Consider the following 14,593-nt stretch of genomic DNA (forward strand, 5'->3'; position numbering starts at 1 on the left):
GAACCTTCGCGCGGGTCCGTTTTTACGCAATGCCCGGTCTACAATGGCGCATCGCCCTAGCGGGCTCACTCGGCCTGACCTCGCCCCGACCGACGCGATGCCGTCCCCGACCTCTCGCGACCTCCCCCTCCTTGCCGAAAGCGTCAGCCAACGCCCCTTGCGCGCGCACTGGCTGGCCGAACTGATCCGGCTGCGCGAAGCGCATTGGGGGCCGCTTGAAGATGCTCAGGCCGTCCGGCAGGTCCGCCAGCTCGACACCGATTTGCCATCCCGCATCCTGGCGCGCGCCGCCCTGCTCGCGCAACGCGAAAACCTGCCGCCCCTGGTGGATGCATGGCGCCGCAGCGCTGCCGCCATCCTGGCTGTCCTGTTCCTGCTGGCGCTGGCGTCGGGCGCGGGCGCGGCGCTGGGCGCCCTGGGCGACGGATCACGGCCGGTCAACGTCCTGTGGGCATTGGGCGCGTTGCTAGGCCTGCATGCGCTGACGTTCGCGCTGTGGCTGGCCAGCTTCCTGCTCAGACCCGCCGCCGTGACCGGGCTTGGCCGCCTGTGGCTCTGGGCCACGCGCAAGCTGGCGCGCGGCCCGGACAGCGCGCTGGTGCCTCAGGCCTTTCTGAACTTGTTGACGCGCGCGGGCGCCTTGCGCGGCCTGTTCGGCAGCATCAGCCATCTGCTGTGGCTGACCGCGCTGTGCGCGGCGCTGGCGACGCTGCTGGCCGTGCTGTCCACCGCCAGCTACCGCTTCATCTGGGCCACCACGCTGCTGGCGCCCGACACCTTCGTCTGGCTCACCCAAGCCATCGGCTGGCTGCCCGCCCATCTGGGCTTTCCCATGCCCGACGCCGCCACCATCCGCGCCAGCGACGGCTCGCAGGCCTTGCCCGCCAGCGCGCAGGCGCAATGGTCGCTCTGGCTGATCGGCGTCCTGGTTGTCTATGGCATCCTGCCGCGTCTGCTCGCGGGCGCCCTGTGCGTGGCCGCCACGGCGCGCGCGTTGCGCGCCGTGCGCATCGACCCCGCGCTCGCCGGTTTCTCGACGCTGCGCGACCGCCTTGAGCCGCCCGCGCTCTCCACCGGCATCGACCGCCCCGTCGATCCCCTGCACGAACCGCGGGTGCAATCGCCGTCGCTCGACGGTCTGGGCGGCCAGCCCGTGCTGCTGGGCCTTGAACTGCCGGCCGACCTGCCATGGCCGCCCGCGGACCTGCCCGCCGGCATCCGCCAGGCCGGCAACCTGGATACGCGCGAAGAGCGCAACCGCGTGCTGGACGCGCTTTCCCAATCCGCGGCCTCGCGCCTGCTGATCGCCTGCGATGCGCGTCAGACACCCGACCGCGGCACGCTCTCCCTGATCGCCGATCTGTCCGCCCACGCGGGCCAGACCGGCGTCTGGCTGATCACGCCCGGCGCCGGCGCCGACACGCGCGCCGCGCTTTGGCGCGACCGCCTGCTGGCGCTGGGCCTGAACACCGACGCCATCCTGCAAGCGCCCGCCGCGCCGCTCGGCTGGCTGGAGTCCAGCCATGGCTGAGCCCCTCATCAAGATCGCGCTGGTCGGCCACACCAACACGGGCAAGACCTCGCTGCTGCGCACGCTCACGCGCGACACCTCTTTCGGCGAAGTGGCCGATCGTCCCGGCACCACGCGCCACGTCGAAGGCGCGCGCCTGCGGCTGGACGGGCGCCCCGTGCTGGAATGGTTCGACACGCCGGGCATGGAAGACAGCATCGCGCTGCTGGAGTACCTGGAACGCCTGGAAGGTCCAGGCGAACGGCTGGACGGACCCGCGCGAGTCCGCCGCTTCCTGGACACGCCGGAAGCTCACGGCCGCTATGAACAGGAAGCCCGCGTCCTGACCAAAATGCTCGACTGCGACGCCGCCCTGTACGTGATCGACGCGCGCGATCCCGTGCTGGGCAAGCATCGCGACGAGCTCGCCATCCTGGCCGCATGCGGACGCCCCTTGCTGCCGGTGCTCAATTTCGTGAATGCGCCCGCGCACCGCGCCGACGAATGGCGCGACGCAATGGCGCGCCTGGGCCTGCATGCCGTGGTCGAATTCGACACCGTCGCGCCGCCGCTGGACGGCGAACAGCAGCTCTACGCCAAGCTGGGCGTGCTGCTGGACCGCCACGCCGGCGCGCTGGCCCGGCTGTCCGACAGCCTGGCCGCTCAGCGCCGCGAGCGCCATGCGGCCGCCTATGAATTGCTGGCGGATCTGCTGATCGACGTGGCCGCACTGCACTTGTCCAGCCCCAGCGACGACGCCGCACTGGCCGCGGCTTCCAGCCAGCTGCGCGACCAGGTGCGCCAGCGCGAGCAGACCTGCGTCAACGCCTTGCTCGCGCTCTACAACTTTCGCTCTTCGGACTACGCCGACGACGCGCTGCCGCTGCAGGGCGAGCGCTGGGGCATGGATCTGTTCCACCCGCAGGCGCTCAAGGACATGGGCGTGCAGGTGGGCATGGGCGCGGCCGCCGGCGCCATGGCGGGCGCCGCTGTCGACCTGATGAGCGCGGGGCTGAGCCTGGGCACCGGCATGCTGATCGGCGCCGCCGCCGGCGGCCTGTGGCAGGGCGTCGAAAAGCTGGGCAAGCGCGTGGCGGGCAAGCTGCGCGGCTGGCGCGAGATCAGCGTGGACGACGCCGTGCTGCGCCTGCTTGCGCTGCGCCAAAGGCAACTGATCGACGCGCTGGAACGCCGCGGCCACGCGGCGCGTGAACCATTGAGGCTGGATCTTCCGGACGATGAAGCCTGGCGCAAGGGCCCGCTGCCGGAAGCCTTGAAAGAAGCCCGCAGCCGGCCCGAATGGTCGGCCCTGGGTAAACACTATGAAGACAGCGACCGCCGCAAGCGCGTGCTGCATGAATTGGCGAAAACCCTCGCATCCGCGCCGCTGCCGGCCGATTGACCCGGCGCCCGCATGCCCCGCCGAACGCACCATTCAAGACATCCGGCAAGCGCGTGATAACCCCAATCCAAACCGATTGACGCTTAAACGAATGCGTCGATAAGATTCGATCTGCATCGGCGCGGGTCCGTCCCCGTCATGTCAATCACAAGGGGTTGGGTCTATCGTGAAGTCGAAGTCCTGCGCAGTGATTCCCGGCAACGCCCGCCTCGGCCCGTGCGCAGTTCGCGCCGCGCGCCGCCCGGCCCCAACCTTTCCATCGTCGTAAGCAGCAACGCCATGCCCCGGATCCCCATGGGGCCGGGGCCCTGTCACTTCTGTCGCGCTATCCGCGCACCACACGGAGCATGAGGGCTATGCGTACTTTTACCCACTTCAAGCAAGCGGCGCTCGCCGCTGCCGTGGCCGCCTCGCTGGCATTCAGCGCCGGCGCGGCCGCCAAGACCCTGCATTGGTCGTATCAGGGCGACGCCACGTCGATGGATCCGATGGCCCTGAACGAGACCTTCACGCTGGGTTTCCAGGGCAATATCTACGAAACCCTGGCCGGCTACGACGGCAACCTGAAACTCACCCCGCTGCTGGCCGAAAGCTGGGAAAACCCCGAGCCCATCAAGTGGGTTTTCAAGCTGCGCAAGGGCGTGAAGTTCCACGACGGTTCGCCCTTCACGGCCGACGACGTGATCTTCTCCTGGAAGCGCAGCCTGACGCCCGGCTCCGACATGAAGGGCTACGGCGCCAAGGCGTCCGACATCAAGAAGGTGGACGACTACACCATCGAAGTCACCACCCCCACGCCCAACCCCATCCTGCCGCGCGAATGGGTGTTCCTGTACATCATGAGCAAGACGTGGGCGGAAAAGAACAAGACCACCGAAGCCACTAACGTCAAGGGCGACAACCAGGGCAACTACGCCAACCTGCACGCCAACGGCACCGGCCCGTTCATGCTGACCGAACGCCAGCCCGACGTAAAGACCGTGCTTAAGCGCTACGACGGCTACTGGAACAAGAACATCAAGAGCAACATCGACGAGGTCATCTTCCAGCCAATCTCGCAGGAAGCCACGCGCGTGGCCGCGCTGATCTCCGGCGAAATGGACGTGGTGCAGCCCGTGCCCGTGCAGGACTGGAAGCGCCTGGAAGACGCCAAGGGCGTGAAGCCGCTGACCGCGCCCGAAGCCCGCGCCATCTTCATCGGCATGGACCAGGACCGCGACGAACTGCTGTTCTCCGACGTGAAGGGCAAGAACCCGTTCAAGGACGCTCGCGTGCGTGAAGCCGTCGTGCTGGCCGTGGACACCAAGGCCATCAACGAGAAAATCATGCGCGGCGCGGCCAAACCGCTGGGTTCGCTGATCGCCACCGCCATCAACGGCTACGACGAATCCTTCGGCGCGCCGTACAAGCCCGATCCCGAACGCGCCAAGAAGCTGCTTGCCGAAGCCGGCTATCCCAAGGGCTTCACCGTCACCATGGATTGCCCGAACGACCGCTACGTCAACGACGAAAAGGTCTGCCAGGCCGTGGCCGGCATGCTGGCGCGCGTCGGCATCAAGATCAACCTGCTGGCGCAGACCAAGTCGAAGTACTTCGGCAAGATCCTGCTGCAGGCCGGCAACCAGACCAGCATGTACATGCTGGGCTGGACGCCCAGCTCGACCGACGCCCACAACACGCTGCTCAACCTGACCTCATGCCGCGACGCAAAAACGGCCGCGGGCCAGTTCAACCTGGGCGGCTACTGCAATAAGAAAGTCGATGAGCTGACCAACAAGATCGGCGTCGAAACCGACCAGGCCAAGCGCAACGCGATGATCAAGGAAGCCTTCGGCATCGTGCGCAGCGACTTCGGCTATCTGCCGCTGCATCAGCAGCCCATGTCCTGGGGCGTGAAGGAAAACGTCAAGGTCACCCAGCGCGCCGACGACGTGCTCGACCTGCGCGACGTCGTCCTGCCGTAAGCGGCGTTCGTTGCAACCACCGGGCGGCGCGCGCCGCCCGGATGCGCCCGGCCCAGCCCCCATTCCCGCCCCGCGCGGAGAACGCGGCCCGGCGCCATCCGACCTAGAGGGCTTTCCAAGATGCTTTCCTTTATTGCGCAGCGGCTTATCCAGTCGGTGCTGGTGATGTTGACGGTGGCGCTGATCGCGTTCGCCATGTTCCGATACGTGGGCGACCCGGTAGCCAGCATGGTCGGCCAGGACACCACGCCCGAACAGCGCGCCCAGTTGCGCGAGCAGCTCGGCCTGGACGATCCTTTCGTCGTGCAGTACGCGCACTTTGTCGCCAACGCCGTGCGCGGCGACTTCGGCATGTCGTACCGCCACCGCAGGCCCGTCAGCGACCTGCTCGAAGAGCGCATGCCCGCCACGCTGGAACTGTCCTTCGTGTCCGCCGTCATGGCGCTGGCGCTGGGCATTCCCATGGGCATCTACACCGCGCTCAAGCGCCACGGCGTCCTGTCCAAGGCATTCATGGCGATCTCGCTGGCGGGCATTTCGCTGCCCACCTTCCTGATCGGCATCCTGCTCATCCTGTTCTTTGGCGTGCAGCTGCGATGGCTGCCCAGCTTCGGACGCGGCGACGTGGTCAGCCTGGGATGGTGGACCACCGGGTTCCTCACCAAGTCCGGCTGGCTGGCGCTCATCATGCCGGCCATCACGCTGGCGCTGTTCCAGATGACCCTGATCATGCGGCTGGTGCGCGCCGAAATGCTGGAAGTGCTGCGCGCCGACTTCATCAAGTTCGCGCGCGCCCGCGGGCTGCCCGAGCGGCTCATCAACTTCCGCCATGCGCTCAAGAACACGATGGTCCCCGTCATCACCATCACGGGACTGCAGCTCGGCTCCATCATCGCGTTCGCCATCATCACCGAAACGGTGTTCCAGTGGCCCGGCATGGGCCTGCTGTTCATCCAGGCCATCAGCATGGTGGACATTCCCGTCATGGCGGCCTACCTGGTGCTGATCGCGTTCATGTTCGTGGTCATCAACCTGGTCGTCGACCTGCTGTATTTCGCCGTGGACCCCCGTCTGCGCGTGCAGAGCAAATGAAAAATGGCCCCCACGCCGCGCCTTCGGCTTGCTGCCCCCCGAGGGGGCGCTTTTTACCTTGGAACGGCCCGGCGGTAAAAAAGGAAATCCCATGATTGCTCGCATTGGTCCCTTCTTTTCACGCGCCGCCGACAGCGATCTGTGGCACAGCTTCAAGCGGTCGCCCGGCGCCATCATCGCCGCGATCGTCACGCTGGTCATCCTGCTGGGCGCGCTGTTCGCGCCGCTGGTCGCGCCCCACAACCCCTTCGACCTGGCGTCCCTGAGCATCATGGACGCCAACACGCCCCCGGCCTGGGAAGAGGGCGGCAGCCCTGATTTCCTGCTGGGCACGGACGACCAGGGCCGCGACATCCTGTCGGCCGTCATGTACGGCTCGCGCGTGTCGTTGCTGGTCGGCTTTGCGTCGGTGCTGTTTTCGATGGTGCTGGGCGTGACGCTGGGCCTCATCAGCGGCTACGCGGGCGGGCGTGTCGACAGCTTCATCATGCGCATCGCCGACGTGCAGCTGTCGTTTCCCGCCATCCTCGTGGCGCTGCTGATCGACGGCGTGGCGCGCGGGCTGCTGCCGCGCGACATGCACGACCAGCTTGCGCTGTATGTGCTGATCTTCGCCATCGGGATTTCTGGCTGGGTGCAATATGCGCGCACCGTGCGCGGCTCCACGCTGGTGGAACGCAACAAGGAATACGTGCAGGCGGCCAAGCTGATCGGCATCGGCCCCATCACCATCCTGCGCCGCCACATCCTGCCCAACGTCATGGGCCCGGTGCTGGTCATCGCCACCATCCACTTGGCCATCGCCATCATCACCGAGGCCACGCTGTCCTTCCTGGGCGTGGGCGTGCCGCCCACGGCGCCTTCGCTCGGCACGCTGATCCGCATCGGCAACAGCTATCTCTTTTCGGGCATGTGGTGGATCTCTATCTTCCCCGGCATCGCGCTGGTGGCGCTGGTGCTGTCGGTCAACCTGCTGGGCGACTGGCTGCGCGACGCGCTCAACCCCAAGCTGCGCTGAGGACGTCATGGCCCTGTTGAACATCGAAGACATCCGCATCGAATTCCCCAGCCGCCGCGGCACCCTGGTGGCGGTGGACGGCGTTTCCCTGTCCCTGGAAAAGGGCGAGATCCTGGGCGTGGTGGGCGAGTCCGGCGCCGGCAAGTCCACCATCGGCAACGCCGTCATCGGCCTGCTCGAAGCGCCCGGACGGCTGGCCGGCGGCTCGGTGCTGCTGAACGGCGAACGGATAGATACGCTGACCCCGGCGCAGAAGCGCCGCGTGCGCGGCCGCCGCATCGGCATGATCTTCCAGGATCCGCTGACCTCCCTGGATCCGCTGCAGACGGTGGAAAGCCAGCTGGTGGAAACCATGCAGGTGCACCTGAACCTGTCGCACGACGACGCGAAGAAGCGCGCCGTGGAGCTACTGGCGCAGGTCGGCATCGACCAGCCCGAACTGCGCGTCAAGCAGTACCCGCACCAGTTCTCGGGCGGAATGCGGCAACGCGTGGTGATCGCGCTGGCGCTGTGCTGCAAGCCGGAAGTCATCATCGCCGACGAGCCCACCACCGCGCTGGACGTGTCCATCCAGGCGCAGATCCTGGACCTGCTGAAAAAGCTCTGCCGCGAAGAGCAGGTGGGCATGATCATCATCACGCACGACATGGGCGTGATCGCGGACGTGACCGACCGCGTGGCCGTGCTGTATCACGGCAAGCTGGTCGAACAGGGACGCACGGCCAAGATCCTGGGCGATCCCGACCACCCCTACACGCGCAGCCTGATCTCCGCCGTGCCGCGGCCCGACATCAAGCTCAAGCACTTCCCGCTGGTGACGTATATCGAGGCCGTGAGGACGCCGGCGCAGCCGCTGGACCTGGCCACGCACTGGCTGGGCCAGCGCCGCGATTTCGGCAAGCGCACGGAAGGCCCGCTGGTGCAGGTCCGCGACCTGTCCATGCGCTTCGTGCTCAAGAGCGCGCTGTTCAAGCGCAACCAGCGCACGCTGGACGCCGTCAAGCGCGTCAATCTTTCCATCGGCGAAGGCGAGGTCTTCGGTCTGGTGGGCGAATCCGGATCGGGCAAATCCACGGTGGCGCGCCTGATCTCCGGGCTCTACACGCCCAGCGAAGGCACGGTCACGTTTGGCGGCACCGATCTCACTGCGCTCAAGGGCGAGAAGCAACTCAACCCGTTCCGGCGGCAGATCCAGATGATCTTCCAGGATCCGTTCTCGTCGCTGAATCCGCGCATGCGCGTGCTGGACATCGTGGCCGAACCCATCCGCTTCCACAAGCTGGCGGCCAGCGAGGCGGAGACGCGCCGCATCGTGGCCGACCTGCTGGACGTGGTGGGCCTGGGCGACCGCGCCGCTGAACGCTTCCCGCACGAATTTTCCGGCGGCCAGCGCCAGCGCATCTGCATCGCACGGGCGCTGGCCACGCGCCCCCGCTTCCTGATCTGCGACGAGCCCACGTCCGCGCTGGACGTATCCATCCAGGCGCAAATCCTGAACCTGTTGAAGGACCTGCAGGAAGAGCTTGGCCTGACCATGCTGTTCATCAGCCACGACCTGCCGGTGATCCGGCAGATGTGCGACCGCGTCGGCGTGATGCGATACGGAGAATTGCTGGAAGTCGCCGAAACGGAAACGTTGTTCGAACACCCGCAGCATCCCTATAGCCAACATCTGCTCGGCCTGATGCCCCGCCTGCAATCCATGTCCCGCGAAGGGCTGGACGTGGTGGGCTGACGCCGGGCGCAACCGGAGCGAGACATGACGGCGACACGGCAGACCCTGTTCATCGGCGGCAAAGTGTTTGACGGAGCAGGGCGCACGCTGCCCGCCCACGGCGTGTTGGTCGAAGACCGGCGAGTCGCCCGTGTGGCGCCCGCCGGCGAATTTTCCGGCTATACCGGCATCAAGGTGGACACCACGGGCATGACCCTCATGCCCAGCCTGGCGGATTGCCACGTGCACCTGGTCTACACCGGCGGCGCGGATCCCAACGCGCACCTGAGCAAGCAGGGCCCCGCGCAGATCACGCTGACCGCGCTGGAGAACGCGCAGGCCAGCCTGCGCGGCGGCGTCACGGCGCTGCGCGACTGCGGCGGCAAGGACTACCTGGAATTCGGCGTGCGCGACGCCATCGCGCGCGGCGTGTTTCCCGGGCCTTCCATCAAGGCCTCGGGCCGCATCATCTGCATGACGGGCGGCCACGGCAACCGCATCGGCCGTGTCGCCGACGGCTGCGAGGACGTGATCAAGGCCGTGCGCGAACAGGTCCACGCGGGCTGCGACCTGGTCAAGATCATGGCCACAGGCGGGGTCATGACGCCCGGCGTCAGTCCCATGGATGCGCACTACAGCTTCGATGAAATGAAGGCGGGCGTGCACGAGGCCAAGCGCTTTCGCAAAAGCACCGCCAGCCACGCCCAGGGCACGCAGGGCATCCTGAACGCCGTGCGCGCCGGCATAGATTCCATCGAACACGGCATCTTCATGGACGACGACTGCCTGCGCGAGATGCTGGAGGCCCAAACCTACCTGGTGCCCACCATCGCCGCCGTGCGCAACATCATCGCCAACGCCGACAACGGCATTCCTGCATACGCGGTGGAGAAGGCCCGTGCGGTGGAGCAGCGCCACCGCGAGTCGTTCCAGATGTACTACAAGGCGGGCGGACGCATCGCGCTGGGCACCGATGCGGGCACGCCGTTCAACCTGCACGGCGAGAACGCCATGGAACTGGCCTATATGGTCGAATTCGGCATGACGCCCGTGGACGCCCTGATCGCAGGCACGTCGCGCGGCCATGACCTCATGGGCATGACCGAGCACGGCGTCATCGCCGAGGGCAAGGTGGCCGACCTGCTGCTGGTGCAAGGCGACCCGGCCGAAGACATCATGAAGGCCGCCGACAAGCGCTTCCACGTGGCCGTGTTGCGCAACGGCGAAGTGGCGGCAGGCGCCTTGCCGTTCTGAATACGGCGGGCCGGGCGCCAGCGACGCGCCCGGCGCTCAGCGCAGCAGGACCCTGCCGAAGAACGCCTCGACGGGCATGCGCTCGCCGTTGAAATCCAGCTGCCCATCGCGGTAGTCCGCATCGACCTGGATTACGCCGTTCTCGATGCGGCCCCAGCGCTTTTGAGCGATCAGGTCGCGCATCACGTCGGCTTCCTGACGGGCCGCGATCCGGGCCGCTTCGGGCGTCGCGCCCTTCAGTTCAAGCCGCGCGGCGATCAGATCGGCCATGCCGTCCGTAGACAACTTCAAGCGCACGCTCAGGTTGCGCACGACCTCCTTGACGATGCCGACAGGATCGCGGTTCCAGAACGATGGCGAATCCAGACCGATATCCAGGCCGAGCGACGATGTGCCATTGGCCGATTCGACCTCCAGCGTCGACAGGGTGAAGCTGGGGCGGGCCAGCAGGAACTTCAACAGGTGGGATGCCGCCAGCATCTTGTCGCCCAGAATGGGCTCGCCGTTTTCCACTCGCAACGGCGCGCTCTCGCTGAAGTCCTGGAACGCCTTGAGCGATGCCACGTCCATATCCTTGCCGCCTGCCGCCATCCGCAGCTTGGCAACGTGCTGCCCCCGCACGCTGACGCTGCCGACGTCCAGCGTCGCTTTGCCGGTCATGCGCTCGGCGGCCGTCTCCGAACCCAGCGTGAGCACAACGTCCTTCAGGCCCAGCGGCAGCTTGTCCAGGTCGGACACCCAGTCCCTCACCTTCAGCGTCGTACTGCTGGTGAAAGCCTCAGATGCGCCCGACGATTGATGCGACACGGCCAGCCCATCGAGGGTCAGCGTCTGCCGGCCGGCATTGGCGGCGCCGCCCTTGAGCACTTCGGACAGCGACATCTTGTCGACCGCAAGGGACGCCGAACCGCGTGTGCCGTCGCCTGCACGTTCGGCCCGCGCCTGCAGGCCCGAAAACTCGAACGTGACCGGATCATCTGCATACTTCACCGGCGCCAACGCCAGGTCGCCGGAAACGTCGCGATCATAGGCGAACAGGAAATTCGCCGTCACGGGCACCGAACCGCCCGCCGCCGCGAACCACGCCGCGGCATCGGGCGTCTGCGCCATCTGCACGCCCCCTGCCGCCATGACCGGGGCGATGTCGCCAGACGCAAGACGGGAGGCGGGGAAGGGACCGTGTTCAACCTTGCCGGTGAACTCGAAGGCTTTCTCGGCAGGCTTGCCGTCGGATTGCACGGTGACTTTCAAGCCGAAGCGGGCAGTGGACGAAAATACGCCGCGCTCGAAGGACAGCAGTTCCAGCGCAACGGGAATGCCGAGCTTCTTGCCCAGCCGCTGTGCCTGGGCATCCAGGGCTTGGACATCCTGCGCAAGGCGGTCCTCGATCCGCTTGCCCGTGTACCAGGCCGTTCCGGTCCAGGCCGCAGCCGCCGCCAACACCAAGCCTCCCGCCACTACCCGCTTTTTCATGATGCCCTTGCCCGTGCATGAATCGACTTGCATGAGGGCGGTTGCGCCGCCCATGAAAAACGGGCTGTCGCAAGACAGCCCGCCCTGGGCGCGCCGATACCATCACGGCGCGCCTATCTTGTGTACGGCAGCTTAACGCATGCCGCCCATGACGCCGCCCATGACCATCATCATGAACTGCTGCAGCGGCATCTTCTTGCCGTTGAAGTCCACCTGGCCATCGGCGTAGTTCAGGTAGGTCACGATGTTGTTGTTCTCGACCTTGCCCAGGCCCATCGCGGTGGCCATGGTGCCCACCATTTCAGCCTGGCCCTTGGCGGTCTGAACGGCCTGTTCGGCCGGCACGCCACGGGTTTGCGGTTCAATGGCCATCAGATCGGCCAGGTTGCCCTTGGACAGCACCAGCTTGGCGTCCAGCTTGCGCAGCGCCTGCACCAGCATGTCGGAGAACTCGCCATCCAGCGCGGCCGGCTTGGCCAGGTTCAGGTTCAGGTTGAACGTCGACGTGCCATTGGCGGTGCGAACTTCCAGCGGCGACACCGCCAGGGTGGGATTGCCGGCCAGGAGCTGTTCCAGGTTGGTCTTGAGCAGGGCCTTTTCTTCGTCCGTGAACTCAGGCGTCTGCTCTTCGCCCTTGCTCTGCAGCATGCGGCGCGACGAGGCTTCGTAGATGTCGTTCAGCGCCTTCAGCGCCTTGGAATCCAGGTTCTGCGCGTCGATGGTCAGCTTCATGCCGGCCATGTCCTTGGCCTGCACATTGATCATGCCGAAGTCCAGGGCCATCTTGGCGCCCATGGCCGTGCCGGTTTCGGTCATGTCCACGGCGATGGACGTGTCCTTGAACTGGACCGGGGGCTTTTCCTTGGACGTGATCGTCCAGTCCTTGAACGTCAGCTTCTGGCTGCCCACGTACATGTCGTTGGAGGCCGGCTTCAGGTCGCTGGTCAGCGCGATGCCCTTGACCGCCATGGCGGTGATGTCGCTGTTGTCCGACGGGCCGGACAGCTCCAGGCTGTCGGAGGCCAGGGAGATCATGCCGTGCTTGCTGGACGTGGCGTATTCGAAGTCGCCCTTCATGCCCGAGAAGACGAGCTTCGTGGCGTCCTTGGCGACTTCCACCGGCGCCAGGCCGAAGTTGCCCGTGATGTTCTTGCCGTAGCTGACGCTATAGTGGCCCGACAGGGGCACGGCGCCCTTGGCCGCGGCGAACCATTCCTTGACCATCTCGGTCTCTTCCAGCGCGAAATCGCTGGCCACCATCGCCGGGGCGAAATTGCCGGATTTCAGGTTGGACAGGGGGAAGGGGCCATGGCTCAGGTGTTCGACGAACACCACGTCGCGTTCCTGCGCCGGCTTGCCGTCGGCCGCGGGCGAGGTGAACTTGATGCGATAGCGCGAGGTCGACGAAAACACGCCGCGCTCGAACGACACCAGTTCCGACACGGCGTTGATGCCCCACTTGTCGCCGGCCTTCTTGAGTTCGACGTTGCCGTCTTCGATGGCCTGCTTGACGAAGGCCTCGGCCTTTTGGCCCGTGTACCAGGCGGTGCCGGTCCAGACCGCGCCCAGCGCGACGACGATGCCAACTATTGCCGATTTCTTCATTGCATCCCTTATATTCGTTAGGTGAAAGCGCTCGGATTATAGAAAGGGCAGCCTAGGGAAAACACTTATTTCGTACACAAATGAGTCAAAATATTTCTGAATGATAGACCGGCTGCCATTCGGTCGGTGCTGCGCTGCCACATCAGCTACAATCCTTTCGTGCGCCATGCCAATCTGCGCACGTCCGCTAGGCCCTCCGCTGCCAAGCTTCGCCCGAATGGGCGCTTCCCTTTTCTCCTTATTCGACCGCCTGGATTGGAGTCTCTCGACTAGAGCGACAGGCTGGCGCTGGAGCTGTTTTGACTACCTCTTCCCCTTTTGCCGACCTTGGGCTGGCTGATTCCCTGTTGCGCGCCATTGCCGACACCGGCTACACCGCACCCACGCCGATTCAAGCCCAGGCCATTCCGCAAGTCCTGAAGGGCGGCGACCTGCTCGCGGCCGCCCAGACGGGCACCGGCAAGACCGCCGGCTTCACGCTGCCCATCCTGCACCTGCTGTCGCAGAAAAAGCCCGAGGCGCGCAAGCCGGGCCGCCCCCGCTGCCTGATCCTGACCCCGACGCGTGAATTGACCGCGCAGGTCGCGGAATCGGTGCAGACCTACGGCAAGTACACCTCGCTGACCTCCATGGTGATGTTCGGCGGCGTCAATATCAACCCCCAGATTTCCGCCCTGCGCAAGCCGCTGGACATCCTGGTGGCCACGCCGGGCCGCCTCCTGGACCACTGCGGCCAGAAGACGGTCGACCTGTCGGGCGTGGAAATCCTGGTGCTGGACGAAGCCGACCGCATGCTGGACATGGGCTTCATCCGCGACATCCGCAAGGTCCTCGCGCTGCTGCCCAAGCAACGCCAGAACCTGCTGTTCTCGGCCACGTTCTCCGACGAGATCCGCACCCTGGCGCGCGGCGTGCTGAACAACCCGGGCGAAGTCTCGGTCACCCCGCGCAACACCGCCACCGAACTGGTCACCCAGACGGTGCACATGGTTGAACAACACCACAAGCGCGACCTGATCAGCCACATCATCCGCGAAAGCGGCTGGCACCAGGTGCTGGTGTTCACGCGCACCAAGCACGGCGCCAACCGTCTGGCCGAAAAGCTGGTCAAGGACGGCCTAACCGCCGCCGCCATCCACGGCAACAAGAGCCAATCGGCCCGCACCCGCGCGCTCGCCGGCTTCAAGGACAGCACCGTGACCGTGCTGGTCGCGACCGACATCGCCGCCCGCGGCCTGGACATCGACCAGTTGCCCCAGGTGGTCAACTTCGAACTGCCCAACGTGCCTGAAGACTACGTGCACCGCATCGGCCGCACGGGCCGCGCCGGCGCCACGGGCGCCGCGGTTTCGCTGGTCGACAACAGTGAAATCAAGCTGCTCAAGGACATCGAGCGCCTGATCAAGAAGACGATCGAACGCAAGCCGGTCGAGGGCTGGACGCCTCCGGCCACCAGCGCGGCGGCCTTCGAGCGCCAGGAGCGCGACGAAGACAACCGCAGCCCGCGCGGCGGCAATCGCAACGGCGGCCGCGGCGGCAATGGCGGCGGCGGACGCTCGCG

General features: G+C 66.2%; 10 protein-coding genes. 8 read left to right on the forward strand and 2 right to left on the reverse strand.

Annotated features, from left to right (window positions below):
- Nucleotides 1-97 precede the first annotated feature (97 nt).
- The 7 genes from KYC_RS07385 to KYC_RS07415 all read left to right on the forward strand — a co-directional run bounded on the left by KYC_RS07385 (nt 98) and on the right by KYC_RS07415 (nt 9,954).
- Nucleotides 98-1,531, forward strand: a complete 1,434-nt coding sequence (locus KYC_RS07385; RefSeq protein WP_050814842.1) for a DUF2868 domain-containing protein — start codon at nt 98-100, stop codon at nt 1,529-1,531.
- Entirely contained in the window at nt 1,524-2,912 is a 1,389-nt protein-coding gene (locus KYC_RS07390) for a GTPase/DUF3482 domain-containing protein (protein WP_008160516.1), read from the forward strand. Before KYC_RS07385 ends, KYC_RS07390 begins: the two co-directional genes overlap by 8 nt.
- A 356-nt stretch (nt 2,913-3,268) precedes the next feature.
- Nucleotides 3,269-4,876 carry an ABC transporter substrate-binding protein gene (locus KYC_RS07395; protein WP_008160517.1) on the forward strand — a complete coding sequence of 536 codons (1,608 nt, stop codon included), beginning with the start codon at nt 3,269-3,271 and terminating at the stop codon, nt 4,874-4,876.
- 120 nt (nt 4,877-4,996) lie between these two features.
- Nucleotides 4,997-5,968 (forward strand): ABC transporter permease, encoded by a 972-nt coding sequence (locus tag KYC_RS07400; RefSeq protein WP_008160518.1) that lies wholly within the window; start codon nt 4,997-4,999, stop codon nt 5,966-5,968.
- Nucleotides 5,969-6,059: 91 nt separating this feature from the next.
- A complete protein-coding gene (locus tag KYC_RS07405) occupies nt 6,060-6,986 on the forward strand; it encodes an ABC transporter permease (protein ID WP_008160519.1) in 927 nt (308 codons plus the stop codon).
- A 7-nt stretch (nt 6,987-6,993) separates the two neighbouring features.
- Nucleotides 6,994-8,721: an ABC transporter ATP-binding protein gene (locus KYC_RS07410; protein WP_008160520.1), complete on the forward strand. Its 1,728-nt coding sequence runs from the start codon at nt 6,994-6,996 to the stop codon at nt 8,719-8,721.
- Nucleotides 8,722-8,745: 24 nt separating this feature from the next.
- Complete coding sequence (locus KYC_RS07415) at nt 8,746-9,954, forward strand: metal-dependent hydrolase family protein (protein WP_008160522.1); 1,209 nt, start codon at nt 8,746-8,748, stop codon at nt 9,952-9,954.
- 36 nt (nt 9,955-9,990) lie between these two features.
- Here the strand turns inward: KYC_RS07415 and KYC_RS07420 are convergent, their stop codons facing one another.
- Together KYC_RS07420 and KYC_RS07425 are read right to left on the reverse strand one after the other, a co-directional pair.
- Nucleotides 9,991-11,460: a YdgA family protein gene (locus KYC_RS07420; protein ID WP_008160524.1), complete on the reverse strand. Its 1,470-nt coding sequence runs from the start codon at nt 11,458-11,460 to the stop codon at nt 9,991-9,993.
- Between the two features lie 99 nt (nt 11,461-11,559).
- Entirely contained in the window at nt 11,560-13,032 is a 1,473-nt protein-coding gene (locus tag KYC_RS07425) for a YdgA family protein (protein WP_008160525.1), read from the reverse strand.
- A 299-nt stretch (nt 13,033-13,331) separates the two neighbouring features.
- Here KYC_RS07425 and KYC_RS07430 point away from each other — a divergent pair.
- Nucleotides 13,332-14,593, forward strand: a 1,262-nt coding sequence (locus tag KYC_RS07430; protein ID WP_043517828.1) for a DEAD/DEAH box helicase, incomplete at its 3' end; no start/stop codon positions are given.

The sequence above is a fragment of the Achromobacter arsenitoxydans SY8 genome, from assembly GCF_000236785.1.
In the GTDB taxonomy this organism is placed as follows: Bacteria; Pseudomonadota; Gammaproteobacteria; order Burkholderiales; family Burkholderiaceae_B; genus Achromobacter; species Achromobacter arsenitoxydans.

Bases quoted from the DNA above. Each gene is read 5' to 3' on its own strand.
- KYC_RS07385 (WP_050814842.1), top strand. From the start codon at position 98: ATGCCGTCCCCGACCTCTCGCGACCTCCCCCTCCTTGCCGAAAGCGTC.
- KYC_RS07390 (WP_008160516.1), top strand. From the start codon at position 1,524: ATGGCTGAGCCCCTCATCAAGATCGCGCTGGTCGGCCACACCAACACG.
- KYC_RS07395 (WP_008160517.1), top strand. From the start codon at position 3,269: ATGCGTACTTTTACCCACTTCAAGCAAGCGGCGCTCGCCGCTGCCGTG.
- KYC_RS07400 (WP_008160518.1), top strand. From the start codon at position 4,997: ATGCTTTCCTTTATTGCGCAGCGGCTTATCCAGTCGGTGCTGGTGATG.
- KYC_RS07405 (WP_008160519.1), top strand. From the start codon at position 6,060: ATGATTGCTCGCATTGGTCCCTTCTTTTCACGCGCCGCCGACAGCGAT.
- KYC_RS07410 (WP_008160520.1), top strand. From the start codon at position 6,994: ATGGCCCTGTTGAACATCGAAGACATCCGCATCGAATTCCCCAGCCGC.
- KYC_RS07415 (WP_008160522.1), top strand. From the start codon at position 8,746: ATGACGGCGACACGGCAGACCCTGTTCATCGGCGGCAAAGTGTTTGAC.
- KYC_RS07420 (WP_008160524.1), bottom strand. From the start codon at position 11,460: ATGCAAGTCGATTCATGCACGGGCAAGGGCATCATGAAAAAGCGGGTA.
- KYC_RS07425 (WP_008160525.1), bottom strand. From the start codon at position 13,032: ATGAAGAAATCGGCAATAGTTGGCATCGTCGTCGCGCTGGGCGCGGTC.